The sequence below is a fragment of the Xenorhabdus budapestensis genome, from assembly GCF_017743015.1.
GTDB classification, from domain to species: Bacteria; Pseudomonadota; Gammaproteobacteria; order Enterobacterales; family Enterobacteriaceae; genus Xenorhabdus; species Xenorhabdus budapestensis.
Genome location: NZ_CP072455.1, coordinates 2,454,506 through 2,481,402, shown reverse-complemented (window position 1 = coordinate 2,481,402; position 26,897 = coordinate 2,454,506). Strand labels below are relative to the sequence as shown.

Sequence of the window (26,897 nt, the reverse complement as noted above, 5' to 3'; positions counted from 1 at the left end):
CTTATAAACCGACAGATAATAGTCTGTCGGTGAGTTATAAAAAATTGGCGTTATTATACACGCAATAGTCTGACGCGCCACGCACTACTCCCCGGATCTGTTAAGTGCTGGCTTTAAAAGTGTGCAGGCGATTAATGGCTTTATTCATACCATCTTTCATCAGAATGTCAGTACAGCTGAGAGCTTCAGCAATAGCATCATCAATCAGTTTCTGTTCATTGGCGGGGGGCTTGCCGAGAACAAATCCCACAACTTTGTTTTTATCACCCGGATGGCCGATGCCAATACGCAGACGATGAAAATTAGGATTGTTGCCAAATTTGCTCTGGATATCTTTCAGGCCGTTATGCCCACCATTGCTGCCACCTAGCTTCATTTTTGCGACACCGGGGGGAAGATCAAGCTCATCGTGTGCAACCAGAATTTCATTTGGCTGGATGCGGTAGAACCCGGCTAAAGCAAGAACAGACTTACCACTGAGGTTCATAAATGTCGTTGGCACAAGCAGACGGACATCTTGCCCATTCATATAGATACGAGCGGTATAACCAAAAAATTTACTCTCTTCTTTTAAGGGCTGATTATGGCGTTGTGCTAATAAATCGACAAACCATGCTCCTGCATTATGTCGGGTCTGTGCATATTCAGCCCCGGGGTTTGCCAGACCAACGATTAATTTTATATTACTCACAGTTTGATTTCGCTTATTGGCATTAAGGTATTAAAAAAAGAGGCTTAGTTTACCCGCCTGAAGGCTTGAGTACAAAACCCATTGTGATATTAGATAATAAAGGGGAAATAAGTTAAAAATCGTACAGCTTGTGATCGTCAGCGCAATAACCTCTCAGATATTATGGCTATAATGTCCGAAAGGAGGTATCTGCTTTCGTGCTTTTGAGTTCGTTTGTTGACAAATTGCGTTCACAAACTACGTTCACAAAAAGTATTGGAGGTTGGTTATGAGACGTAAAAAAGCCTTTATTCTGGGTAATATTTTTATGGGATTAGGCATGATGGCAATGCTTATCAGTTTAGCCTATGTCTTACTCAGCCACATATTCAGTTTTAGTGAATCTGAATTTTTGGCAGGAGCCGCACTAATGGGGTTATTTGTTGGTGCATTGATTTGGCTGGGGGGAGCCAGTCTCGGAGGGCGGGAGCAGGTTACCGATAAGTATTGGTGGTTGAAGAACTATGATGAGCGTTATCGCCGTAAAAAACAACATAAACATTCATAATTCTTATTACGTTATATTTTTTAAATGTTGCTGATTTTGACGTAACACACGATATAACAAACACATAATATGAAACGAATACCTCACTTTTTAACTGACTCGATTTATAATTTAAATCGAGTCAGCTCTCTGCACTGTAGATTTTTATCATACGCCCAATAGATTTCAAGTTGCAGTCTTGTTGGCTGCAACTTGAAAGGCAAAAGGTATACATACAACTAGCGCTAAAAGCTGGCATTAATACCCAGGCTGAAATTGTAATCAGGCTCCTGGGCACTTCCCTCGTTGCGTGTTACGGCAGCAAACCCGTGTAAACTTTTTAAAAAGTCAGCATTGATTCCCACTGTATATTGACGCCAGTCTTTACTCTGTTTGCCGCTATCCACAACAAACGATGTTTTGGTGGAATTAATGGCACTGCGCAGTTTGAAATGGGTATCGCCGAACTGGTGATTAAACTGAACAGAAGCATACGGGTTGAAACGACCTAACTGAGTATCTACACGCCAGCCGAGAGAGCCTACTTTGGAAGTGTATTTCTGATCAGAAAAGTGCATGGAGGTGCTGTAGTTACCGGATTCACGGTAACCTTTTATATTACCTTTATCCCAGGTGTACTGGATAATTGGGCTAGTGGTGATGACCTTAGTGACAGGAATATCCCAACCAGCCGTAAGACGAGTACCCCATTGTTTACCCGTTGTTGATCCGACTTCTCTGCGGGTCGCTTTGCCAAGTTGGATACTACGAGTCAGGCTATCGTAATTTATTCGTGAATAATGGAGATCGCCACTTAACCACGTATTGTTATAGAGATTCCATAAGCCATAAGTAGTCACAACATGACCACGCCCCTCATAGGTGAACCTGGAGGCGAGGGTGCGTTCATCTTGGTAGTTAGAATATACTGCGCCCAGTAACAGACTATCTGTTAGTTGGTAGTCGCTACCCAATGTAAGAACATGGTTACCACTGTTTGTGTAACCACCAAAAACACCGATTTTCCCCTGTGGATTACCTCCGTTGCGAAGTTGTTGCAGATGACCATCAAGGGAAGCCCGAACACCTTTAACCGCGAGTCGGTTAACTTGAGTCAGTGACATCACAAGTGATGGGGCTATATAAATAGAGGCAATGTATTGGCCAATAACTTGATGCCCTAATGGTGTTGGATGGAAACTATCGGAGAATAAAAACTCTCTGTCTTTATTAAACTCTTTATCTTTAGAAGAACAACTACTGGCTAATTTTCCCTGAGGGCAGGCATAACCTAATGTATTTTGAATGCCATAAATGTAGGGATTTGTCATCACTTCACGCATCAGAGCATTGACATCTGCACGCAGGAGATTGCCATTATTCTGGCTGATTTTATCATCTATCACTTTATTATAAATATCAGTAAGCTCTGAGGCATTTTTATTGGTTTTTTCATAGGCCTCAGTCAGTTTTTTTTCAATTATTTCAGCGGGTATTCCAAGTTCCTCCTGGGCTTTTTTAGCTAATTCTTCAAATATTTTTTTAAGGGCGAATTTGCGGGCTTTATCACTGGGGATATCATACTGGTCAATTTTCTTATGAACTTTATCCAGAATTTCTTGGATCCTCTCTTTAGAAGAACCTATTTTTTCTAAGCTATTTTTAATCAATGTTTCTAACAATTTAGGTGTCATTCCCACATCGGGAGCAGTAGGTACAATAATGAGTCCAGCACCAGCTTTAATGAGTTGATTGATTTGCTCTGTGGTAGCATTGGCACTAGTATTGACAATTTCATGTGATTTAGAAAAGTCATCCTGATCGGCAACTAAAGCCTCAGCAAGATCGTTACCGCCTACCCAGTGAATATAGATACCATTTGGATCGGCTTTTCCGTTATGTTGTTTGAGGTAATCATTAAGTTGTTCTTTAGTATTTGGCTGAAGAATATTCAAATAAGGATCTTGCCGTGGCATCGGTAGGGCTGTTGAACCTCCCTGAGCGTAATTAGTTCCTTTTTCGTTAGAAGGGATTAATTTCTTACCAGTAAGTTGATGAGAAATATACTCATCGTACAGTTCGCTATTGGCTCCGTCCGTTGTAAAACGGCTATAATTTCCCCCGTCACTCAGGCTATCACCAAAAACATAGACATTGTCGTAAGCATAGGCGTTTGTAATGAAATTAACCAAAAATATTGTTGTCACTGATATTCTTAAATGTGCTTTTTTCATTTGAATTCCCCGGTCAATGTAGCCATTACTTTGCAGTCAGCACAAAACCTTGAATATTTAAGGGGTATTTATTTTGATTTTTTCTCGAACCTATCGGTTTATGTATTCTTTGGTTGAGAGCTGATCCCTTTGATAATTTCTATCTGATATTACTTCTGGCTATATATACTAAAAGTCAACACCATGCAGGCGTATGTATACGTAGGTTGAACGATGAGAAAAAAGCATGATAGGAATACAAAAGCGCAAGGAGATTTCATTTTCCTTGCGCTTTTGAAGCGTTACGCGTGTTATTGCGATGGTTTTATCAGATACATCACTTTATACATGCACAACATTAGAAGCTGGTATTGATACCCAGATTGAAGTTGTAGCTAGGATCTTGCGTGCTGCCTTCATTACGGGTTACGGAAGCGAAGCCACGTACGTTACCGAACAGATTAGCGTTCGCCCCTACTGTATATTGACGCCAGTTTTTGCTTTGTTTGCCGCTATCCATAACAAACGATGTTTTAGTGGAATTAATGGCACTGCGCAGTTTGAAATGGGTATCGCCGAACTGGTGATTAAACTGAACAGATGCATAAGGGTTGAAACGGCCCAATTGGGTATCTACACGCCAACCTAATGTACCCACTTTAGACGTGTAGTTCTGGTCACTAAAGTTCATGGAAGTACTATTGTTGCCGGATTCACGGTAGCCTTTTATATCACCTTTATCCCAGGCGAACTGGATGATCGGGCTGGTGGTGACGACGTCAGCGACAGGGATATCCCAACCTGCTGCAAAACGGGCACCCCATTGTTTACCTGTGGTTGAGCCTGATTCTCTGCGGGTAGCTTCACCAAGTTGGATACTACGGGTCAGGCTATCGTAATTAATACGGGCATAATGGAGATCACCACTTAACCATGCGTTATTAAACACGTTCCACAATCCATAGGCGGTTGCTACATGGGCATTCCCATTATAGGTGAAATTAGAGGTAGGGGAGTGTTCAGTTTTGTCGTTAGAATATAGTGCACCCAGTAACAAGCCTTCTGTCAGTTGATAATCGCTACCTAATGTAAACGTGTTATTACGGCTGCCGCTATAGCCACCGAATACGCCAAATTTCCCCAGTTCATTGCCCCCGCTGCGCAGTTGTTGCAGGTGGCCATCAAGGGAAGCTCGAGCACCCTTAACCGGGGCACGGTTGATTTGGTTCAGGGTCATTACTTGTGATGGGGCGACATAAATGGATTCGATATATTGCCCCTGAATTTTGTGTGCAAATGGGGTAGGATGGAATTCATCAGAGAATAAAAACTCTCTGTCTTTATTAAATCCAGGATTTTTATCTTTATCGGAGCTACATACACTAGCTGATTGTCCCTGAGGGCAGGCGTAACCTAATGTATTTTGAATACCATAAATATAAGGGTTGTCGATTACTTCATGTAGCAGACCGTTAATATCAGCACGCAGGATATTGCCATTGCTCTGGCTGATTTGATCTTCAACTATCTTATTATAAAAATCGGTGAGTTTTGTTGCACCCTCGCTGGCCTTTTTATATCCCTTTGTAAGTTCTTTTTCAATTTCAGCAGCAGATAATGGCTTTTTGCCAGACTTTAATGGTTTTTCCTTTAGTATCTGTTCGGCCTTTTTCGATAATTCTTTAAATAATTGTTGCAAAGCAAACTCACGGGCGGCACCGCTGGGGATATCATGCATATTAATTCTCTGATGCACTTCTTTCAGAGTATACTCGATTGTAGCATTGTCAATTTTGTAGTCTTCTAAACCTTGTTTGAGCACTGTTTCGAGAAGTCTAGGCGTTGTACCTACATCAGGCACGGTTGGTGCAATAACCAATCCGGCTCCAGCGTCTACCAACTGTGTAATTTGTCCTGCGGCTGCACTTGCACTTTTTTGCACAATATCGTGTGCAATAGAAGGATTCTTCTGACCAGCTATCAAAGCCGCAGCAAGATCATTACCACCAACCCAATGGATATAGATACCATTAGGATCTGCTCGCTTATTACTTTTCAGATAGCTGCTGACTTGTTTGTTTGTTGTATTATCAGGGGTTTTAGGATTTAATTCCCAAATAGAAGTCGCCCCACCTTTGGCATAATTAGTTCCACCTTCATTTGAAGGTATTAATTCGCTGCCAGTAAGTTTCCGAGCAATATACCCAGCATAAAGTTGCTCACTTTTTCCATCTGTTGTAAAGCGTTCTATATCCAGTTTATCTGTCTTACTATTTCCGGTGTCACTTAAGCTATCTCCAAAAACATAGACCTTATCATAAGCATGAGCATTAGAAACGGCGTTGATTGAAAGCGCTAACAGTGCAGGTGTGAATAAAAATGCCTTTTTCATTAGCATTCTCCTTAAAGTAGTTTTTCTTATTTATCATTTATCAGCGTATCGACATCTAATAGCAAAGCCTGATTGACGCCCCTTCGTCAGATTTTGAGGTGCTGATGGGTTGAATATTTTAAATTGATATACTATTAGTCAGGCTGTTAACCTATTGATAACAACTCTTTGGATTAAATACTGATTCCTTGTTAACAATATTCCATATCGCATTGGTTTATTTGTATATAATGTGTTCTAAAAAATATTTGGTGTTTATACTTTTCATTAACCGGACTAAAGTGGCAATCAATGTTGTATTATTTAATCTAAAGTTAATTTCATTAGAGAATTTTGACTTTTCTGATGAAAAATATTTAACAAAATAATTGTTGTGTGACTTATCTATTTTTTGTCATTCATGCTTTTTTGAAGGTATTTCGGAAATGGATATCAATTCTTCACCATCAATACTTTACAAGGCATAGCAGAAAACGGCCGACAGGTTAGCAGTATCCATGGCACCATACCAGTATTGTTACTCACGTTAATTACTGGACGTACCAGATGATTTATTAAGCTGTTATGAGGTTGGTTTTTTTCTGTTCTTATATTCAGGTTGTTGTTTTGTCTAATATGATGTTTGTAAAATTAATTAACTAATTGATATGAATAATTATTTTAACGTTATAAATATCCCGTCTTTTAATTAAAACTATTTGAAATTATTAAACTCATGGATTAGAGAAAACAGAAAAACCCGTTGATACAGGTGCACCAACGGGTTTTTTCAACGATGACTTATTTAATCACTTGTATAAGTTTGTGCTCAAAATCTGCACTGTACTATACCTTAGTGTTCAAACATTGCAGAGATTGACTCTTCATTGCTGATACGGCGGATTGCTTCAGCAAGCATGCCAGACAGTGTCAGAGTACGAACTTTGTTCAACGCCTTGACCTCAGCAGCCAGAGGAATTGTGTCACAGACAATAAATTCATCTATCATTGAGTTCTTGATGTTTTCTACAGCATTACCAGAGAAAATAGGGTGGGTTGCATAAGCAAACACCCGCTTCGCTCCGCGCTCTTTCAATGCCTCAGCAGCCTTACACAGAGTGCCACCTGTGTCGATCATGTCATCAACCAGAATACAATCACGGCCAGCGACATCACCAATAATGTGCATAACTTGAGAAACGTTCGCACGTGGTCGGCGTTTATCAATAATAGCCATATCGGTATCATTCAACAGTTTAGCAATAGCACGGGCGCGAACGACACCACCAATGTCTGGAGATACAACAATCGGGTTTTCCAAATCTTTCTGGAGCATATCTTCCAGAAGAATTGGGCTACCAAATACATTATCAACCGGAACATCAAAGAAACCTTGGATCTGCTCGGCGTGCAGGTCAACCGTGAGAACACGGTCTACACCAACGCTGGACAAAAAGTCAGCAACGACTTTGGCAGTGATAGGCACACGTGCTGAACGAACACGACGATCCTGACGAGCATAACCGAAGTAAGGAATTACAGCGGTAATACGTCCGGCAGAAGCGCGACGCAGTGCGTCGACCATAACGACTAATTCCATTAGGTTATCATTGGTTGGTGCACAAGTGGACTGGATGATGAATACATCGCCACCGCGTACATTTTCGTTGATTTGAACACTGACTTCACCGTCGCTAAAACGACCGACAGCAGCGTCTCCCAGGCTTGTGTACAGACGGTTGGCAACATGTTGTGCTAGTTCAGGGATGGCATTACCAGCAAAAAGCTTCATATCGGGCACGAGAAAAACCTCAGGCTTGCGTCCAGAGAGATATTGTTGACCAATTGAACATTACCTTTATCTTTCAAGTTGCCTCTTTGTTGGCTGCGTTCACTCACCCTGGTCACATAATTATCTATGCTCCCAAGGATTTGTTCTCTTTCCGCCGCGATGTAACTCGAAATCTGTTGGGTATAATTATTCATTGGTTCAATAATATGTTTTTATCCCAGAGCGGAATGTATGCAATGGTGAAATGTTAACGCCACGCGCAACAAAGCCCTGCATCCACTCTGGGGCTTGATTAAACACCTTACGGGCTGATGCTTCTGATTCGAACTCGCCGAAAATACATGCACCAGTTCCGGTCAGGCGTGACGGGGTATATTCTAACAGCCATGAAAGAAGCTGTTCAACCTTACGAAAACGTTTTCTTGCGATTGGTTCACAATCATTTTTGAATGGCGCCTGTAATAATACGGATAAAGCGCGGATCGGAGAATTTCTTTTTAATTCAGGATCTGTGAAGATTGTCGGGGTTGAAATCTCAATTCCAGGATGGGCAACCAGAAACCATTTCTCTTCCGGAGAGGCTGGTTGAAGTTTTTCCCCGATACCTTCTGCAAAAGCGGCGTGGCCTTTGATAAATACCGGAACATCTGCTCCCAGTTTGAGGCCAAGTTGTGCCAGCTCATCATCAGATAAATTGGCTTGCCAGTGGTAATTCAGGGCGATAAGCACGGTTGCTGCATTGGAAGAACCTCCACCCAGCCCACCGCCTATTGGCAGACGTTTATTAATATGGATATCTGCTCCCAGATATGGGCTGGCAATTGGAAGTTTGTTATTGCCTTGTAATAAATGGCCTTTTAATAAATGGCTCTGTAATAAACGGGCAGCACGCACGGTCAGGTTATCGTCATATGCTACGCCTTCAACAGCAGTTAACAGGCGAATTTGGTTATCCTGACGGGGAGTAATAGTAATTTCATCACCGTAGTCCAGAAACTGAAACAGCGTTTGCAGTTCGTGGTAACCATCAGGGCGTTGTCCGGTGATATATAAAAATAAATTTAATTTTGCCGGGGAAGGCCAGGTCAAAGTCATTCTTGGGTAGTCCAGTTATCCATTTTTAATTTGATACGGTTATTGCCCTGAGTGAGTTCCAGTCGGTTTGGCAACGCGGGAGTGATTGAAGTGTCGTATCCCTGGTAATTTATTTGCCAGACTTCATTACTTGCGCTATCGCTTATGGATTTGAGCAGATAGTTTTTATCTAGCTGGAAATTTTTGGCATTTCCGGGCAGGCCGATAATCCAGTTTTTCAGATTATCTAAAGGGATGTTCATATGGGTGAGTTGATAAATCAACTCTTCAGGATTATCACTGATATATTTCTTTCCTTCATTATCAGTAATCTGGATCATATTTGATTGGACAAATAATTCCAACTCGGTTGTCCCTAATGGATTAAGTAGCAGCAGTTTGTAATTATTAACGGCATATTGTTGCCAGAAAAAACGGGCATACACTTTTTTTTCATTTGCCAGGTAAGCAAAAGAACCTCGTGTCTGATAATGCTTTAAATTTTGTAGTTGTTGTTTGCGATCATTCCATTGCGGAGAATTTGCTGACCCTGTCCCGACCGGTGCTTGCGTAACAGTACAGGCCGTCAGCAAAACAGCGGAGAGAGGAAGTAAACGAAAAAATAATCCTATTTTCATACAGTAACCTTTGGCAGACAGACAAAATGGTCTGGTGGCGAACTAATGTGCCATCAAAGTCTATAATCAAGGGGATAATTTAGCGAAGTTTTGCCAAAATTTCTCGAATAATTACAGCGGAACTGTTCGATTGACTTTTATTGAATTGTCGCATCAAGTAGAATGCTCGACCAATGAGAGTCCTTATGAAGGATATAGGTTTATGAGAATGATTATTAATATTGTCATGGAATTATACTCGTGATAACTCAACGCAGTTAAGATGACTTTATTAGCACTCGGTATAAATCATAAAACAGCGCCTGTTTCCTTACGTGAGCGGGTAGCCTTTTCTCCAGATACGATAGGGCTTGCGCTTGATAACCTGCTTCAGCAACCGTTGGTGCGGGGTGGTGTTGTGTTGTCAACCTGCAACCGCACGGAACTCTATCTCAGTGTCGAGCAGCAGGATAATCTAAAAGAGCAATTGATCGATTGGTTATGTGAATACCATCAACTTAATCCTGAAGAGCTTAGTACAAGCCTTTACTGGCATCTTGATAGTGAAGCAGTCAGCCACTTAATGAGAGTTGCTAGCGGCCTGGACTCACTGGTGCTTGGAGAGCCGCAGATTTTAGGGCAGGTGAAAAAAGCTTTTGCCGAGTCACAGAACTACCAATCTTTGTCAGGAGAGTTGGAACGTCTGTTCCAAAAATCGTTTTCTGTTGCCAAACGAGTGAGAACCGAAACAGAGATTGGCGCTAATGCGGTTTCTGTCGCTTTTGCAGCCTGTACACTCGCACGACAGATTTTCGAATCTCTCTCTCAATTAAATATTCTGCTGGTGGGGGCAGGAGAAACTATTGAGCTTGTGGCACGCCATCTTAAGGAACATCAGGTAAATCGTATAATAATTGCCAATCGCACGAAGGAACGGGCACATGCACTGGCCAATGAGGTTAATGCTGAAGTTATTTCTCTGCCAGAAATTGATACCCGTCTGGCAGAAGCTGATATTGTGATCAGTTCTACTGCTAGCCCTTTACCGATTATTGGCAAAGGTATGGTTGAACGGGCATTAAAATTACGTCGTAATCAACCTATGTTACTGGTTGATATTGCTGTTCCCCGCGATATTGAACCGGATGTTGAGAAATTGAGTGACGTTTACCTGTACAGTGTTGATGACTTACAGGCTATCATTCAGCAAAATCTTGCCCAGCGCAAAGCTGCTGCTGTGATTGCTGAAGGAATTGTACAACAAGAGAGCGCTCATTTTATGGATTGGTTGCGTTCCCAGGGAGCAGTCAATACAATTCGCGAATATCGGGAACAGGCAGAAAAAATCAGGGCTGAAATGACTGCAAAAGCATTAATATCCATACGGCAAGGTGCTGATGCAGAGCAGGTCATCAACCAATTGACTCACCAGTTGACGAATCGTCTGATCCATATACCGACTAAATCACTCCAACAGGCTGCCAGCGATGGCGATTTTGAGCGCTTGAATCTCTTGCGGGACAGCCTTGGGCTGGATCACAACTAACCCTATTTTAAATAAGGTCTGATATTACGAATGAAGCCTTCTATTGTCTCTAAACTGGAAGCATTGCAAGAACGCTATGAAGAAGTTTTGGCTCATCTCGGTGACGCCGATGTGATCGCTGATCAAGAGCGTTTTCGCGCATTATCAAAGGAATATGCACAACTTACTGATGTAACTGGCTGTTTTAAAGCCTGGAAAACGATTCAGGATGATATACAGACTGCTGAGATGATGCTTGATGACCCCGAAATGCGGGAAATGGCGCAGGAAGAACTTAAGGACGCAAAAGTTCGTAATGAAGAGTTGGAGCAGCAGCTACAGTTGTTGCTGTTACCCAAAGATCCGGATGATGAACGGAACTGTTTTCTTGAAGTCCGTGCAGGAACAGGTGGTGATGAAGCTGCAATCTTTGCAGGAGATCTGTTCCGTATGTATAGCCGCTATGCTGAAGCCCGTCGTTGGAAAGTAGAAATTATGAGCACCAACGAAGGTGAGCACGGTGGTTACAAAGAGATCATTGCGAAAGTTTCAGGAGATCAGGTCTATGGTCATTTGAAATTTGAATCAGGTGGTCACCGTGTTCAGCGTGTACCGGAAACAGAATCTCAGGGTCGTATTCATACTTCTGCCTGTACTGTTGCGGTTCTGCCGGAAATTCCGGAAGCCGAATTGCCGGAAATCAGCCCCGGTGATTTAAAAATTGATACTTACCGCTCTTCTGGTGCCGGAGGACAGCACGTTAATACCACCGATTCAGCTATTCGAATTACCCATATTCCGACAGGGATTGTGGTGGAATGTCAGGATGAGCGCTCACAGCACAAAAACAAGGCTAAAGCTTTGTCTGTACTGGCTGCTCGCATTCGTGCCGCTGAGGCGCAGAAACGTCAAGAAGCAGAGGCCTCAGAACGTCGTAATCTTCTTGGTTCTGGTGACCGTTCAGATCGCAACCGTACCTATAACTTTCCGCAGGGACGAGTTACTGATCATCGCATCAACTTGACGTTATACCGTCTTGATGAAGTGATGGAGGGTAAACTGGATATGTTGATCCAGCCAATCATTACCGAATATCAGGCCGATCAGTTATCTGCCCTATCAGAACAGGAATAACTATCAGAGCAGGATTAATGAATTATCAACTTTGGCTACAATACGCAGCGGCTCAGTTGTCTGATAACTTGTCTGATAGTGACAGCCCTAAACGTGATGCGGAAATCCTGTTGGGATACGTGACAGGACGTTCCCGCACCTATCTGATTGCTTTCAGTGAAACTTTCATTTCAGAGGAAGAATCTCACAAGCTCGATGATTTATTGGCTCGCCGTATGCAAGGTGAGCCGATTGCTTATATTGTGGGTGAAAAAGAGTTCTGGTCATTGCCGCTTACCGTATCATCAGCAACGCTGATCCCACGCCCTGATACTGAGTGCCTGGTTGAAAAAGCGCTGGAGTTGTTGCCGGAAACGCCCGCAAAAATTCTGGATCTTGGTACAGGAACGGGGGCAATTGCTCTGGCATTAGCAAGTGAGAGACGTGATTGCCATGTGACAGGGGTTGATATCAATCCTGAGGCAGTCGCACTGGCGAAATATAATGTGGAAAAAATTAATACAGGGGAAATCGTTTCACAACTCGTAATTCACAATGTGAATTTTTTACAAAGTGAGTGGTTTTCTGCAGTGGGTGACAGACAATTTGATATGATTGTTAGTAATCCTCCGTATATAGACGAGAATGACCCTCATCTGCAAGAGGGAGATGTCAGGTTTGAACCAGCTACTGCATTGATTGCTGCCCACAATGGTCTGGCAGATTTAAAGGCAATTGTGGAACAAGCCCGCCATTTTTTATTACCGAATGGATGGCTGTTACTGGAACATGGCTGGAAACAGGGAGCTGTTGTTAGGAGCCTGTTTTTAGAGAAGGGTTATCATCAGATAGCGACTTTTCAAGATTATGGTGGTAATGAACGTATCACGGTAGGTCGATGGAATAAAAATGAACCCCATAGCTAATTATGAATTCAATAATGCTCCTCTGATTGATGGTATTATTTTGGTTACAAAGGCTATTCGTCCTGATTTCCCACAAATTTCAGTGGCAGAGCAGTTAACTGTGTTGGTTGACGAAGCGCGGCAGGTACTTTCTTCAGTCAATGATACCAGGGCAAAATTGCAATCATTGCTGACACTTTTTTATCGGGAATGGAAATTTGGTGGGGCAAATGGGGTGTACTGTCTATCGGATACTTTATGGTTGGATAGTGTACTTCATTCACGTCAAGGCGCTCCAGTTGCGCTGGGTACGCTGTTTGCTCATATTGCTCAAGCATTGGCAATGCCTGTACAGCCGGTAATATTTCCAACGCAGTTGATATTACGCATCGATTTACCTGATCAGCCTACGTGGTTCATTAATCCCATGAATGGGGAGACTCTTAATGAGCATACCCTTGATGTTTGGTTGAAAGGTAACATTGGCCCGACTGTTCGGTTGGAAAAGAAAGATTTGCAGGAAGCGGATAACAGCAGCATCGTGCGCAAGATTACAGATACGATCAAAGTTTCTTTAATGGAAGAGAAAAAAATGGAACTTGCACTCAAAGCCAGTGAGGTCGTATTGATGTTTGACCCCGATGACCCGTATGAAATCCGTGATCGTGGGCTTATTTATGCTCAGCTTGATTGTAATCATATCGCTGTTTCGGATTTGAGTTACTTTGTGGAGCATTGTCCTGAAGACCCAATTTCAGAGATGATAAAAATGCAGCTTAACTCTATAGAGCAACCGCCAATAGTACTGCATTAACAGTATTTAAATAGTACTTAATTTAAATAGTATTTAATTAAATAGCACTTATCGTGCGATGACAAAATGTCTGCACCTGATTTTATGTTTTATTAATACAGCAAATTTATTTGCGCTTAACAACAGAAGGTATAAGCATGCAACAGAAAGTGGTTAATATTGGTGATATTAAGGTCGCAAATGATCTGCCATTTGTATTGTTTGGTGGCATGAACGTTCTTGAGTCACGGGATTTGGCCATGCAGATTTGTGAGCACTATGTCACAGTGACACAAAAACTGGGCATTCCTTATGTTTTCAAAGCATCTTTTGATAAGGCTAACCGTTCTTCTATCCACTCTTATCGTGGCCCTGGTCTGGAAGAGGGAATGAAAATCTTTCAGGAACTGAAACAGACTTTCGGCGTAAAAATCATCACTGATATACATGAACCTGCACAAGCTCAACCTGTGGCTGAAGTGGTTGATGTTATCCAGCTTCCGGCTTTCCTTGCCCGTCAGACTGATCTGGTTGAAGCGATGGCGAAAACCGGAGCTGTGATTAATGTTAAAAAACCACAATTTGTTAGTCCGGGGCAAATGGGCAATATTGTGGAAAAATTCAAAGAAGGTGGTAATGAACAGGTGATCCTGTGTGACCGTGGTAGTAACTTCGGTTATGATAATTTGGTTGTTGATATGTTGGGTTTTGGTGTGATGAAACAAGCGACCAATGGTTCACCTGTGATTTTTGACGTAACTCATTCTTTGCAGTGCCGTGACCCATTCGGTGCAGCTTCCGGTGGCCGCCGCGGGCAGGTTGCTGAATTGGCTCGTGCGGGAATGGCAGTGGGAATTGCTGGTTTGTTCCTTGAAGCACATTCGGATCCAGAAAATGCAAAATGCGATGGCCCATCTGCATTACCATTGGCAAAACTGGAGCCATTCTTGGTGCAGATGAAAGCGGTTGATGATGTAGTGAAAGGTTTCCCGGCATTGAATACCAGTAAGTAATAATTTAATCGATTGAAATATTGAGTAATATGCGGTTACAGATAAATATTATTGTAACCGCTTTTGTATATCCGTTGTTTTTCAAATTGCAGCTTGAAAGCCATATGATTGATTTTTTAGACCTCTAAAGTCAATGGTTAAATTACCCGTAGATAAAAAAGCTGACCGATAACCAAAAGTTTGAAATGTTAAATTTTACACAGAATATACAGAGATTTTTTATTTTAATGGAGCGATGAATGATTCATTACCCCATTATAATATGGCTGAGAAATTTGTGTTAAAATTAATATGTTCTTGGATATGATATCAATATGCTAGCTTTTATCTCGGATAGATTGGCATTAATTAATATTTATCGATTGAAAAATATAAATAAAATTAACTTTGTTCCTCAGGAACGTAACTTGTTAAATAAAAATAAAATTCAACGTCTCTTCCTTGATGAAGATGAATGCTTGGTTTTTCAAAAATAGACATAAGATTTTTTGATCCTATAGAGCGTGCAAAATATCGCAGTTGTAATGCATTTGTAACACTTTTAAATTCTATGCCAGTTACTATAGGAAGAGTTGGAATCTTAAAGGACACCCACTTATTAGCTTCTATATATTTTGTTGAGAATGGTATTCTTTTATTGAAGTAAAGGTATATAGATACGTGAAAATTGAATTCAGTATAGTTAGCTATATACCTATCAGGATTAAAATGAAGAGTATTATCCATTTCATAACTCCCCTGTTAGTTATGTTAAGCGATATTATATTGTGATTAAATCATTGGAATTATAGAAATCTGAAAATATTCAGGTGGAATAATTTCATTTATTTCCTTATAATTAAGAACGAATTTTTCATATTTTAAAAGATTAGTTATTTTCGGCACTTTCTCCAGAACTCTTAAACTCATATTAAATTCAATTTCCTCCTGGTCTACAATAAACTCAAGTCTCGATATATAGTCTCCATGAACGGAAAAAGTTACTGTTTCTTTAGGTTGGATTATTTTCTTGAAGACTGAAGCAATACTGCCAGAGTCCAGATAGTCTCCCCTAAGAACTACAATAATAGGTATTTCTGCATTGTTATAAAATGTTCTTTCCATGATGTTTCCCTTAATAGTGAAAAATAGAAACTTTACATCCGACATTCCGCAGCTATATCTATAATATTTTGAACTCTAAGTGTTTATATGTATTTTGCACACACGTTAGTTCTTAATGAAAGCAATAAATTATGAATGAAGTGTGGAATGAAGGTGTATTATTAAAGATAGGCTATAAACGGTAATTGTCAAGATTGTTGTCACCCCAGATAGTTTAAGCCGCTAAAGCAATGAATGTTATGGACAACCCCGTAAAAAAATGGTTCCACTGAATCAGTTTGATGCCTATTTGGATAAACCAAAAGAATCTTAACAATGGCTGGTTTTTTCTGCTGAAATACAAATTTCAGGAGAATAATTAAACTTCATCTCTTTTAATGCTTTGGGTAAGGTAGCATAAAAACTAAGTTGTCTCTCAATGGGTACGATTTTTGCTCTTGCCAGTGTTTTCAATGGTTGGAAAGGAATGTCACAGACTACAACGTGCTTCTGTTCTTTCGCCATTTCGCGCACAAAACCCTGAAAAGCATGTAGCCCGCCGGCATCCAGAACAGGGACAGCATCCCACTGCATAATAATGATCTGATATTCCGCACTTTTTTCTTTCAATTCAGTAAAAATGCGCTCGGCAGCAGCGAAGAAAAGAGGGCCGTTAATCCGGACAACTAATAACCCCTGTTCAGTATCTGTCATTGCTGAGGTACTAATTCGGGTCATGTTGGCAATTTTGCGCATAAACAGAAGTGATGCCAGAACAATGCCAACAGTAATTGCTATCACCATATCAAACAACACCGTTAATGACAGACACAGCAGCATCACCACGATGTCATCTCTGGGGGCATGACGAATTAAATCCACAACCTTGTGAGCTTCACTCATATTCCAGGCCACGATCAGTAAAATCGCAGACATTGCCGCTAAAGGTAAGTATGAGAGCATTGGGGCCAAAAATAACAGTGCCAATAATACCAGCAAGGAGTGAATGACTGTGGCAATAGGGGAGGTTGCACCTGCACGCACATTGGCGGCTGAGCGGGCAATAGCTGCAGTTGCAGTAATGCCTCCAAAAAAAGGTGCAACAATATTACCTAATCCCTGTCCAAGTAGCTCGCTGTTGGAGTGATGTTTTTCCCCTGTCATGCCGTCAAGAATGACTGCACATAATAATGATTCAATAGCACCCAGCATAGCCATTGAAAAGGCTGCGGGCAGTAACGCAGAGACGGTATTCCAGCTAATATCGGAAGAACTTGAACCAGGTAAATTCCATGGCAGTACAAATTGAGGAAGGATTGGCGGAATGCCCTGACCTTGTGTTCCATCCTCCAGTGTGTAACTAAACGAAGAGCCGATAGTGGCGACATCATGCCCCAATAGGTGCATCAATCCCATTATAGCTGTGCCCGCAGCCAAGGCAGGTAGATGACCTGGTAACTTGAAGCCTAATTTAGGCCAGAAAATCAGTATCAGAAGAGTGGTGAGGCCAATAAGCGTATCACTCAACTGAAATGAAGGGAGAGATTGAGAGAGAGCAATAATTTTATCAATATAATTTTCGGGGATATGGGTGAGTTGCAGGCCAAAGAAATTTTGTATCTGCATTGTGGCGATGGTGATAGCAATACCAGAAGTAAATCCAAGTGTAACGGATAGTGGGATGTACTCAATAAGCCGACCAAAACGTGCTAATCCCATCACAATCAGGATAATACCAGACATAAGTGTTGCTATCAGCAAGCCACTCAAACCAAATTGCTGTGATACAGGATAAAGAATGACCACAAAAGCAGCCGTTGGTCCGGAAACGCTATAACGTGAACCGCCTGTAATGGCAATAATCATACCCGCGATGGCGGCTGTATACAGCCCATATTGAGGTGCAACTCCACTCCCTATTGCCAGAGCCATTGCCAGAGGAATGGCAATAACACCAACAGTGATCCCGGCAATAGCATCTTTGATAAAACGGGAAAAAGAATAAGATTCCTTCCAACAGGAGTCAATAAATGCACTAAATAACCGTATGCCATTAATTTTACGAGTATTCATTTTAATATAAGACCTAAAAATAAGCTGCCCACACAGTGGACTAAAATAAGTAATTAGTACAAGGATACTGCTTTTATCGTCTAATAAAGGTGTTATACGTCAAAAAGTTACCTGATAGATTAGCGTTGAATAAATAAAAATCAAATGAATAGTGTTTTTTAATAATTTCACAGTGAAAGAATGTGTTCAGTATTTTTATACTTGTTCGTTTATTGAGCATGAACCTCATCATGATAAATTACCCGAAAATAATAACACAAATTATGCTTTTATATTTTTGGTATGGGATAGATTATTTAAAACCTATAATAAAGAAACATTCAATCAAAAATGGGATTATGGCTTGTCATATCAATGAGATGTTAGTGTTGTTGAGTCGATACTAAAACCATTGGAGAAATTAATTCAATGAGATGAGCCGTAAATCTGCTATTTACGGCGGTGACCAGTAACGATAAAACAGAGAAATATTATCAGATGTGGTGAAATAGTGTTTTTCAACAATGTGCTGATTGAATGTCTGCATCATGTGAAAGCCTATTTGGATTGTGATTGTTCGATCAGCCTGATTTCATTTAGTGCTCTGACGACCCGGTTATAGCAAGTTATCAAGAGTAAAATGGCTACAATAGGAAACAAATAACTGCTCCAATCTAAAGCTGAGGGAAAAATTGCAATAACCAATCCATAAACCCCAAAGACAAAAGCCCGGTCACTTTTCCCCATCGGACCGTCATAACGCCGTGATGCGCCGATTGTTTGCGCCAATATGCCAATAAATTCAGTCAGAATGGTAAGAAACAGAATAAGCAGCAGACTGATACTGTTGACATGAGGTAAAAAACAAAAAGGGAGATAAAGAGCCACATCAGAAATGATATCCCCCAATTCATTATAAATGGCTCCCAAATGAGATTTTTGGTTGTGTTCCCGCGCCAACATGCCATCAATGGCATTCAGTGCCATACGAATAAAAAGAAAAATAGGCAGGATCCAATAGAGATGGGGAGAGGGAAACAAACTTAGTAACAAGCCAATAAAAATTGACAAAAACAGCGCAGTCAATGTGACCTGATTGGCTGTGCATTCTCGCCGATGAAGATGAATGACGATAGGGCGCAACAGGTTCTGAAAACGGGGTTTTAAATCATATATAGTCATTGTTCCCTAAATCCTTTAGAGGTAAAACCGTTAGTTTTATTAATATAAAGTGTAATGTCAAATGTTTATGTGCGGGAAAATATAATTATAAAAATAAGTCATCTCATGCCTGTTAAGCCCGCCATTGACAATAAATAAGATAGTCCTAGCCTAAATCGGCTGAAAAGGTCTTTATTTATAATTCATATATAAATTTGGTTGAATATATCTAAAAATTACAAGTTACAATTCATAAAGGTACAATTCGGAAAATAAAAAGTATAGACCAATATAATATGAAATAGATAAAGCGATAAGTATTACAAGTAGATTTGTCTCTATTCGATAGGAGGGAGTATGACTGTAACTGAAAGTCTTATTAACACCTACACGGAATCGGATGCGCTTGATTTAGCCAAGTTGGTGAAGAAGGGGGAGGTAACACCTGTGGAACTGGTGGAAGCGGCTGTTACGTGTATTGAACGACTTAATCCTGAGCTTAATGCTGTAGTCCACAAGCTATATGATCTTGGCAGAGAGGCCGCTGCTTCTGTCGATCATAATGCCCTCTTTGCCGGTGTACCATTCTTACTTAAAGAACTGGTTACTCAATGGAAAGGTACACCGGCAAAGAAGGCATTACTGCCGGAGGGTCTATCGGTGGTACGGCAGCGGCCGTTGCTGCCCGCATTGTTCCCATCGGAGAAGCCAGTGACGGAGCAGGCTCTATCCGGATCCCTGCCTCCTGTTGCGGCGTTGTGGGGCTGAAACCATCCCGCGGGCGTCCTATCGGTATACAACTCGTCGGCCGCTATGGTGATGAAGCCACAGTGCTTCAGGTTTCTGCACAACTGGAGCAAGCAATGCCTTGGAAAGGGCGTCGTCCACTAGTGACAGCTTGATCAGGCCAGGTAGATACACAAGATATACTTAAACATAAATAGCCTTGTTTATTTAAGCAGGGCTATTATGCTTTCAGCGTTTCAGTTGAGTTAATTTCAGTAATTGGCTTATGATTTATTAGATTATTTTGAACAAATTAAATAGGAATAGAGAATTGTCCAGAGCACAGCGTTTATTATCTCTAATGGAAATGTTACGTAGTTATCATTTTCCTGTGCAGGGGAAAGTATTGGCACAAAAAATGAATATTAGTTTAAGAACACTTTATCGGGATATTGCTACTTTGCAGGAGCAGGGCGCGATTATCGAAGGTGAGCCGGGAATAGGGTATGTCTTGAGACCGGGTTTTGTTTTGCCGCCACTAATGTTTACTCAAAATGAAATAGAAGCACTGGCATTAGGCGCCAATTGGGTAGCCAAGCGTGCTGATCCACAACTAAGAGAATCGGCAAACAGCGTTGTCAGTAAAATTGCGGCTGTTATCCCAACAGAATTGAAGCAACTTTTAGAGAACAATACTTTATTAATTGGGCCAGCGGCAACAACTATTCAACCCGTGATCGATATTCAGTCTATAAGGCAGGCGATCCGTACCAGGCTTAAAGTTACCTTCGTTTATTTAGATCTAAAAGATAATGAGTCTGAAAGAACGATTTGGCCATTCGCGTTGGGGTACTTTGAAAATATCAGTATCGTAATTGGTTGGTGTGAATTACGAGAAGCATTCCGTCATTTCAGGTCAGACAGAATAATGAGTCTGAAGGTGGAAAGGCAGTGTTACCCTCGTTCAAGGCAATCTTTACTGAAGGAGTGGCGGGAATTTGAAAAAATAACTTGCTAACCAGAAGGCTGCTGACAAAAACTGTCACTTGGTATTGATATTTTACAACTATTCTAAGTAATACGTTCAATAGATTAGTTGGAGATATTTTATGTTAACCTTGGCTTTTTCTTCCTCTGTAAATGCCAAACCCTCTTGTATCTGGGCTCATTATGTTGATTTTAACTTACGAAGAAAATGGGAAATTGATCTTGAATCTTTTCAATTTGAAGGTGAAATAAAAACCGGACAATACGGCAGAATGGTCTTAAGTGGTATGCCAGAGATCCGTTTCTATCTTTTAAAGATTGAAATAAATAAAGAATTTACTGATCAGGTCAGTGTACCGAACATAGGAATATTAACGTTTTGTCATCAAATTATTATTGATGAGAACAAAATAGCGCGCCGTATTAATTTGGCGGTGTCACTTGAGCCTGATGTAAATACTCCCGTTATTCAGTCTCAAGATCTCTTTAAACAAGTTACACATGATTTAGTTGAAACAGTATTAAGATTGAAAGCAGTTGTTGAATAAATAAGAAATATGAACCACCAGGGAAAAATTAAAAAAGAGATATCAGTGTTTCATCTGAATACTGATAAAAAATGTATTTAATGAAATGAATATAGGGGGTAATATCGTGGCTATATTTGCTAAACCTAATCTTCAGCTTGTTTATGTTACTGATATTGAGCGTTCAACCGCGTTTTATAAAATGATCTTTAATACTGAACCAATATTTGTAAGCTCACGCTATGTGGCATTCCCTGCTGATGGAGAAGCGCTGTTTGCTATTTGGTCAGGAGGAACAAAACCAGATCTTGCAATTCCACGATTTTCTGAAATCGGTATTATGTTACCAAACAGTGAAGATATCGATAAATTGTTTGAAAAATGGAAACAGGAACCTGCAATTAAAGTCTTACAGGAACCTCATACCGAGGTGTTTGGCCGAACCTTTCTTGTTGAAGATCCCGATGGTCATATTATTCGGGTATGTCCTCTGGATTAGGGAATATGGAAGATCGTTTAGTGTAGCAGCTTGTCAGCAATAAAAATAAGCAAAATAGAGAATCCATTTAGGAACAATTATAATAAGAGCCTATAGTATTAGGCTCTTAATTTTTTTATACCAATAGATTTCAAGATATAGCCAGAAAAGCTGTAACTTGAAAACTGAAGAGTATATGAGAAAGGTGAAAGATATGTCGATATTAATGGTTATAAAAAACACACCTATATGGGTTTGGCTCTTATTTATCTTTTTGGTTTTCCGCGGAATTAAGGCGTTAGACAATAGGGAAATGCATCCCAATCGTTTGTTTTTATTGCCTATATTGTTTTTTATCTGGGCAGTTTACAGCGTATTACATGAAACGGTTTTTCAGGTTTTTGCATTGCTGTCGCTTATTGTGGGTATATTGGCAGGTATTGCGATAGGCTGGAAATTATGGAACTCTCAGCCACGATTAAGACAAAAACCTGAAAGTGATTTAATTATTCGTCAGGGCACCCCTTTAACGTTGATTGTGATCCTTATCATTTTCTGCGTCAAATTCATTCTTTCCGCTACAATAGCTATCCATCCTACTTTAATGCATTTTTTGAGCTTTAATTTGCTGTTTGGCTTTGCCAGTGGTTTGTCAGATGGTATTTTTTGGGGAGGAACACTTAATTTATATATCCCTTATTATAAAAATAAGCAAAAAGGCGTTAAATAAGCTTTAAAAATCATACAAGTATACATTTTATATTTCAAGTTGCTTTTTTGTTGGCTTCACTCGCTCACCCCAGTCACATAGTTATTAACCCGGTATGAAAAATAAATGCCAAAGTGGGGATCAGTATCCCTTTACTGAGTTTTGATACAGCAGAGTTAGCATGACTTTCATGAACATTCCAGCCTCTCGGATGCTTTCTTAATGCATTGAGTAAGGAGTTAAGGCTATAAAACAGCAGGAACACAACACCAGCCCACTTTGCGAATAATAAGGCCATTGGCACTAATTGCACCAAATTACTCATGAAAACAGTACCAAGGGCTATCAGTAATGTATCACACGTAGCCGCGGTTGTTGCGGTAAGAAATACATTCTTCTTTTGCAGTCCGACTTTTATAATAAAGATATTTTGTGCACCAATGGCAACAATCAGACCGAGGCCAACGAAAAAGGGACTGATGAGAACATTAGGGAAAATAGTCATATTATTAAATAGTTATTAAATATAGTGGAGCAAAAAGGGTTTTCAGTCAGTCGATGATAAAGTTATCACCACAAACCTACTGTAAATTCAAACAGAGGTCTGTGATGAACTTCAGCAATAATCCGTTCAAATATTTTGCTCTGTACTTTAATTGGTTCGGTTTTAATCCTCAACCTTCTGCACTACTTTGTCTGGCGATACACACTCACTTATTTCAGCGATATTTAAAGTGATCGTGTGTTCAGCCAAGTATTTTTGAATATAGTCGAAGTTTCGTAGATCAGACTGAATTTCTGTTAACTGACGAACTAACATACTACTGATCTTGTGTGTTTCCCTGAAAGGAATATTTTTATTAGTCACCAGCAGGTTCGCCAATTCCGTAACCGTAGAGAAATTTCTCCAGCATAATTCAGTTGCCCGCTCAGATTGGTAGATCGATGTCATCATCTGTCGATGACTAATACTGACAGACGATTTGACGGTATTAATGGCGTCCCACAGCATAGGTTTATCTTCTTGCAGGTCACAGTTGTAGCCGAGCGGGATGCCTTTGTTGATGGTCAAGATCTGCATAAGTGCACCATAAACGCGACCAACTTTTCCTTTAACCAATTCACCGACCCTCTCATTAGGCGCGGATGTTGCTATCAATTATCGGACTGAAGATTTTGTTGCGCAGACTCACTCGGTGACTAATGGGCGAGGGGCGGATGTGATTGTCGATCTGATTGCCGGAGAATATGTAGCGAAAAACTTTCTGGCGGCGGCTGTAGAAGGCAGGATTGCTCAGATTGGTTTGTTGGGTGGTAAAGTGAGAGAGTTGAATTTATCCCCTTTGATGCAAAAGCGTTTGACGCTTACTGGCTCAATGTTGCGTCCTCGTAGTATTGAAGATAAAGCATTTATAGCTCACGATTTATATAAAAAAGTTTGGCCGTTGTTGGAGCAGGGCAGGATTAGGCCCCAAATCTTTAAAACATTTCCACTAGAACAAGCTGCTGAAGCACACACATTGATGGAAAGTGGCAAACATATCGGCAAGATTATGTTGATTATATAAGAAGGCCATGTAATGCAGGTGCTGGGCAATACCCTGGATTAACAGGGTATTATTTTTCCGTAATAAACAGGCTATTAATTCCACAATTGCTTATAAATAGCTACCATTTCTGCAATCGTTGGAATACGCGGATTATTACCCGGTGAACCGGAGGCTTCAGCTTGTTTTGCCATTATTTCCACAACCTCAAAGAAGCGTGTTTTATTGATACCAAATTGCTCTGGTGTCGGCACAGAAAACTCTTTATTCAAATCGGCTAAAGTTATCAGAAGTTTTTCACCGGCTACATCGTCATTGTCTGTTAGTTTTGCAAAAGTTAGTGCGCGAGCGCATTCGGCATAACGCTCTTTGGCTGCATCTAAAGAAAAACGGGTAACGGCAGGAAGTAACATGGCATTGGATAAACCATGTGGAACATGGAAGAAAGCGCCGATAGGGCGGCTCATACCGTGTACAAGTGCAACAGAAGAGTTAGAAAAAGCAATGCCTGCCAGAGTTGAACCCAGTATCATCGCTTCACGGGCAGCTTTATTATTGCCGTCATGATATACCTTGCGCAGGTTGGGGCCGATGAGTTTCATGGCAGCAATAGCCTGGCTATCTGAATAGGGATTGGCTTTCCGGCTAACATAGGCTTCAATGGCATGAGTCATTGCATCAATGCCGGTATCTGCCGTCGTTCTTGCCGGAACGCTGATAGTCAACTCATAGTCGATAATAGCGGCGATCGGCATGAATCCCGTACCTATGCAAAGCAATTTTTCGTCGGTTTTTTCATCAGTAATAATTGTGAAGCGAGTACATTCTGAACCTGTTCCTGCCGTTGTCGGAATGGCAATCACAGGTAGCCCTTGTTCATTGAATTGGCGGGGGAAACGATATTCGTTGATTGTTCCGCCAAATTTACCAATCACGGCGATGGCCTTTGCACTGTCAATCGGGCTTCCTCCTCCAAGTGCAATAACGGCGTCAAACAAACCACTTTTTACCTTTTCAATCCCAGCCTGAATAGAAGCAGCAGTAGGTTCAGGTATTGTGTCAGCATAGACATCACTTTCAATACCAGCTTTTTGCAGGATAGATTGCAGTTTATCGAGATAACCTAACTGAACCATCATTTTGTCTGTCACAATCAGCGGTTTTTTACTGCGGATACTTTGCATAATTTTCGCAAGATTGATGATAGTCCCACCACCTATTTCCATAATACGAGGTAACACGACAGTGGACATATATAGCTCCTTAACGTTAGGAAATAAAGGTAATGATAAAAGAGGTTGGTCAAATGTCGAAGACAATAGATGGTGAAAAAATAAAATGATCACCAATATTTTTAATAAATTGTTTATTAGAAAATTATTCGTGAGAAGTGATCTATGTTGCGATGAACAATCAAAGATAAGAAATTGGTTCGGAAGAAGATGACTAAATTGGTTTAGTGAGGACAATCAGGCTTTCTTAAAGAAGTGGCGGTGAGGGAGGGATTCGAACCCTCGATACGCTTTCGCGTATACACACTTTCCAGGCGTGCTCCTTCAACCACTCGGACACCTCACCGTATTTTTAGTTTTTTCAAAATATGGCGGTGAGGGAGGGATTCGAACCCTCGATACGTTTTCACGTATACACACTTTCCAGGCGTGCTCCTTCAACCACTCGGACACCTCACCATATTTTGTTGTTGCAGGGATTCTTTCTGTGTTCGTCGCTGCAACGGGGCGCTACTATAGGGAAAAGCAGTGCAGGCGTCAACAGACTTGTCACGATTTTTTCAGGCTTTTTGACTGATTAGACAAATAAAAAACAATTTGATTGCCTGGCAAACACTTACAATAGTGGATGTCACTTTTATAGCGTGTCGCAATAAATATGTTAACTGGGTGACATTATCAATATTTTCGTATCCTATTCATCTATAGTTACTTGCAACCTTTCATAAATCGGTTAAATCTATCAAAAAACAATAATGGAACGAGATTATATGAACATCATTTTTTTTAGCCCTTCATTTGATGCCGATGAGTGGATCCAAGGAATAGAAAAGCGTTTGCCCACTGCCAAAGTGAGAAACTGGGTCAGTGGAGATCATGCTCCGGCTGATTATGCTCTTGTTTGGCATCCTCCTTATGAAATGTTAGCGAATCGTGAAAATCTCAAAGGAATATTTGCGTTGGGTGCTGGTGTTGATTCCATTATCGAGCAAGAGTTAAACAATCCCGGCATGTTACCCGCTAAGGTTCCATTGATTCGCCTCGAAGATACTGGCATGGGGCGTCAGATGCAGGAATATGCCATTAGTTCAGTTTTATACTATTTCCGCCGAATGGATGAGTATAAACGGTATCAGGAGCAACGTATTTGGCAGCTACTACTTCCTCACAATCGGAAAGATTTCGTTATTGGGGTATTAGGTGCAGGAGTATTGGGGCGTAGTGTGATTGGGAAGTTGATGGAGTTTGATTTCACTGTGCGTTGCTGGAGTAAGACAGCAAAAGAATTTGATAATGTTGAAGGTTTTTATGGAAAGGAACAATTAGGTGAATTTCTTTCTGGTTGTAAAGTGTTGATTAACCTTCTTCCTAATACACCTGAAACCCGTGGGATTTTAAACCTATCGTTATTCAGTCAGTTAAAAAAGGCAGCGTATATTATTAACATAGCAAGAGGTTCTCACCTTGTTGAGCAAGATCTCCTGACTGCCATTGATAAAGGATATATCGCAGGTGCAACGCTTGATGTGTTTGCAGAAGAGCCTTTATCAAATATGCACCCATTCTGGACTCATCCTCGTATCAATATTACGCCGCATGTTGCCGCAACGACCATTCCTGAACTGGCGATGGATATCATTAGTGAAAATATCCAACGAATAGAACAAGGGGAAACACCAACTGGCCTTGTGGATATGTCACTTGGATATTAATAAGCAGCTTTACAGCATGGCTGAGGATTAGGGACAATATATCCATTATC

General features: G+C 40.8%; 25 protein-coding genes, 2 tRNA genes and 1 pseudogene. 13 read left to right on the top strand and 15 right to left on the bottom strand.

Annotated features, from left to right (window positions below; genetic code table 11):
- Positions 1-100 precede the first annotated feature (100 nt).
- The gene (gene pth, locus HGO23_RS10910) at positions 101-691 is read right to left on the bottom strand and encodes an aminoacyl-tRNA hydrolase (protein ID WP_099135975.1); all 591 of its coding nucleotides are present in this window, start codon (positions 689-691) and stop codon (positions 101-103) included.
- Positions 692-959: 268 nt separating this feature from the next.
- Between pth and ychH the strand changes: the two genes are divergently transcribed.
- Positions 960-1,238 (top strand): stress-induced protein YchH, encoded by a 279-nt coding sequence (gene ychH, locus HGO23_RS10905; RefSeq protein ID WP_209026626.1) that lies wholly within the window; start codon positions 960-962, stop codon positions 1,236-1,238.
- Positions 1,239-1,462: 224 nt separating this feature from the next.
- Here ychH and HGO23_RS10900 read toward each other — a convergent pair whose 3' ends face one another.
- The 5 genes from HGO23_RS10900 to lolB all read right to left on the bottom strand — a co-directional run bounded on the left by HGO23_RS10900 (position 1,463) and on the right by lolB (position 9,305).
- A complete protein-coding gene (locus HGO23_RS10900; protein WP_209026625.1) occupies positions 1,463-3,451 on the bottom strand; it encodes an autotransporter domain-containing protein in 1,989 nt (662 codons plus the stop codon).
- 337 nt (positions 3,452-3,788) lie between these two features.
- Positions 3,789-5,822 carry an autotransporter outer membrane beta-barrel domain-containing protein gene (locus HGO23_RS10895; RefSeq protein WP_099135972.1) on the bottom strand — a complete coding sequence of 678 codons (2,034 nt, stop codon included), beginning with the start codon at positions 5,820-5,822 and terminating at the stop codon, positions 3,789-3,791.
- Between the two features lie 832 nt (positions 5,823-6,654).
- A complete protein-coding gene (locus HGO23_RS10890; RefSeq protein WP_209026624.1) occupies positions 6,655-7,602 on the bottom strand; it encodes a ribose-phosphate pyrophosphokinase in 948 nt (315 codons plus the stop codon).
- A gap of 189 nt (positions 7,603-7,791) precedes the next feature.
- Positions 7,792-8,688 (bottom strand): 4-(cytidine 5'-diphospho)-2-C-methyl-D-erythritol kinase, encoded by an 897-nt coding sequence (ispE, locus tag HGO23_RS10885; RefSeq protein WP_099135970.1) that lies wholly within the window; start codon positions 8,686-8,688, stop codon positions 7,792-7,794.
- Positions 8,685-9,305, bottom strand: a complete 621-nt coding sequence (gene lolB / locus HGO23_RS10880; protein WP_209026623.1) for a lipoprotein insertase outer membrane protein LolB — start codon at positions 9,303-9,305, stop codon at positions 8,685-8,687. The genes ispE and lolB overlap by 4 nt, the downstream gene beginning before the upstream one ends.
- Before the next feature lie 262 nt (positions 9,306-9,567).
- On the opposite strand from lolB, the gene hemA reads away from it, so the two are divergent.
- The 5 genes from hemA to kdsA all read left to right on the top strand — a co-directional run bounded on the left by hemA (position 9,568) and on the right by kdsA (position 14,633).
- Entirely contained in the window at positions 9,568-10,830 is a 1,263-nt protein-coding gene (gene hemA, locus HGO23_RS10875; RefSeq protein ID WP_209026622.1) for a glutamyl-tRNA reductase, read from the top strand.
- Positions 10,831-10,860: 30 nt separating this feature from the next.
- Positions 10,861-11,943 (top strand): peptide chain release factor 1, encoded by a 1,083-nt coding sequence (gene prfA / locus HGO23_RS10870; RefSeq protein WP_209026621.1) that lies wholly within the window; start codon positions 10,861-10,863, stop codon positions 11,941-11,943.
- A 17-nt stretch (positions 11,944-11,960) separates the two neighbouring features.
- The gene (gene prmC / locus HGO23_RS10865; RefSeq protein ID WP_209026620.1) at positions 11,961-12,848 is read left to right on the top strand and encodes a peptide chain release factor N(5)-glutamine methyltransferase; all 888 of its coding nucleotides are present in this window, start codon (positions 11,961-11,963) and stop codon (positions 12,846-12,848) included.
- Positions 12,832-13,641, top strand: a complete 810-nt coding sequence (gene sirB1, locus HGO23_RS10860; RefSeq protein WP_099135965.1) for an invasion regulator SirB1 — start codon at positions 12,832-12,834, stop codon at positions 13,639-13,641. The genes prmC and sirB1 overlap by 17 nt, the downstream gene beginning before the upstream one ends.
- 137 nt (positions 13,642-13,778) lie before the next feature.
- On the top strand, positions 13,779-14,633 hold the full coding sequence (gene kdsA / locus HGO23_RS10855; RefSeq protein ID WP_209026619.1) for a 3-deoxy-8-phosphooctulonate synthase: 855 nt from the start codon (positions 13,779-13,781) through the stop codon (positions 14,631-14,633).
- 381 nt (positions 14,634-15,014) lie between these two features.
- Here kdsA and HGO23_RS10850 read toward each other — a convergent pair whose 3' ends face one another.
- The 4 genes from HGO23_RS10850 to HGO23_RS10835 all read right to left on the bottom strand — a co-directional run bounded on the left by HGO23_RS10850 (position 15,015) and on the right by HGO23_RS10835 (position 18,950).
- A complete protein-coding gene (locus tag HGO23_RS10850) occupies positions 15,015-15,359 on the bottom strand; it encodes a hypothetical protein (protein WP_209026618.1) in 345 nt (114 codons plus the stop codon).
- 45 nt (positions 15,360-15,404) lie between these two features.
- A complete protein-coding gene (locus HGO23_RS10845; protein ID WP_209026617.1) occupies positions 15,405-15,737 on the bottom strand; it encodes a hypothetical protein in 333 nt (110 codons plus the stop codon).
- A 309-nt stretch (positions 15,738-16,046) separates the two neighbouring features.
- Complete coding sequence (gene dauA, locus HGO23_RS10840) at positions 16,047-17,789, bottom strand: C4-dicarboxylic acid transporter DauA (RefSeq protein WP_099135961.1); 1,743 nt, start codon at positions 17,787-17,789, stop codon at positions 16,047-16,049.
- A 537-nt stretch (positions 17,790-18,326) separates the two neighbouring features.
- On the bottom strand, positions 18,327-18,950 hold the full coding sequence (locus HGO23_RS10835) for a CDP-alcohol phosphatidyltransferase family protein (protein WP_099135959.1): 624 nt from the start codon (positions 18,948-18,950) through the stop codon (positions 18,327-18,329).
- Positions 18,951-19,540: 590 nt separating this feature from the next.
- Between HGO23_RS10835 and HGO23_RS10830 the strand changes: the two genes are divergently transcribed.
- The 5 genes from HGO23_RS10830 to HGO23_RS10810 all read left to right on the top strand — a co-directional run bounded on the left by HGO23_RS10830 (position 19,541) and on the right by HGO23_RS10810 (position 22,377).
- Entirely contained in the window at positions 19,541-19,831 is a 291-nt protein-coding gene (locus HGO23_RS10830) for an amidase family protein (protein ID WP_099135958.1), read from the top strand.
- 155 nt (positions 19,832-19,986) lie between these two features.
- The gene (locus HGO23_RS10825; RefSeq protein WP_099135957.1) at positions 19,987-20,673 is read left to right on the top strand and encodes a helix-turn-helix transcriptional regulator; all 687 of its coding nucleotides are present in this window, start codon (positions 19,987-19,989) and stop codon (positions 20,671-20,673) included.
- Between the two features lie 91 nt (positions 20,674-20,764).
- A complete protein-coding gene (locus tag HGO23_RS10820) occupies positions 20,765-21,190 on the top strand; it encodes an SRPBCC family protein (protein ID WP_099135956.1) in 426 nt (141 codons plus the stop codon).
- Positions 21,191-21,296: 106 nt separating this feature from the next.
- A complete protein-coding gene (locus HGO23_RS10815; protein ID WP_209026616.1) occupies positions 21,297-21,668 on the top strand; it encodes a VOC family protein in 372 nt (123 codons plus the stop codon).
- A 157-nt stretch (positions 21,669-21,825) separates the two neighbouring features.
- Positions 21,826-22,377 carry a DUF6622 family protein gene (locus tag HGO23_RS10810; RefSeq protein ID WP_244589906.1) on the top strand — a complete coding sequence of 184 codons (552 nt, stop codon included), beginning with the start codon at positions 21,826-21,828 and terminating at the stop codon, positions 22,375-22,377.
- Between the two features lie 73 nt (positions 22,378-22,450).
- Here the strand turns inward: HGO23_RS10810 and HGO23_RS10805 are convergent, their stop codons facing one another.
- Positions 22,451-22,861, bottom strand: a complete 411-nt coding sequence (locus HGO23_RS10805) for a LysE/ArgO family amino acid transporter (RefSeq protein WP_209026615.1) — start codon at positions 22,859-22,861, stop codon at positions 22,451-22,453.
- A 162-nt stretch (positions 22,862-23,023) separates the two neighbouring features.
- Positions 23,024-23,476, bottom strand: a complete 453-nt coding sequence (locus HGO23_RS10800) for a lyase family protein (RefSeq protein ID WP_099135952.1) — start codon at positions 23,474-23,476, stop codon at positions 23,024-23,026.
- Positions 23,477-23,483: 7 nt separating this feature from the next.
- Here HGO23_RS10800 and HGO23_RS10795 point away from each other — a divergent pair.
- Positions 23,484-23,924 (top strand): annotated as a pseudogene (locus HGO23_RS10795) (zinc-binding dehydrogenase); the annotation flags it as partial.
- A gap of 74 nt (positions 23,925-23,998) precedes the next feature.
- Here the strand turns inward: HGO23_RS10795 and HGO23_RS10790 are convergent.
- The 3 genes from HGO23_RS10790 to HGO23_RS10780 form a co-directional block, all read right to left on the bottom strand.
- A complete protein-coding gene (locus tag HGO23_RS10790; RefSeq protein WP_209026614.1) occupies positions 23,999-25,156 on the bottom strand; it encodes an iron-containing alcohol dehydrogenase in 1,158 nt (385 codons plus the stop codon).
- A gap of 235 nt (positions 25,157-25,391) precedes the next feature.
- A tRNA-Ser gene (locus tag HGO23_RS10785) sits at positions 25,392-25,481 on the bottom strand.
- A 23-nt stretch (positions 25,482-25,504) separates the two neighbouring features.
- A tRNA-Ser gene (locus HGO23_RS10780) sits at positions 25,505-25,594 on the bottom strand.
- 311 nt (positions 25,595-25,905) lie between these two features.
- On the opposite strand from HGO23_RS10780, the gene ghrA reads away from it, so the two are divergent.
- Complete coding sequence (gene ghrA / locus HGO23_RS10775; RefSeq protein WP_209026613.1) at positions 25,906-26,847, top strand: glyoxylate/hydroxypyruvate reductase GhrA; 942 nt, start codon at positions 25,906-25,908, stop codon at positions 26,845-26,847.
- Positions 26,848-26,897 lie beyond the last annotated feature (50 nt).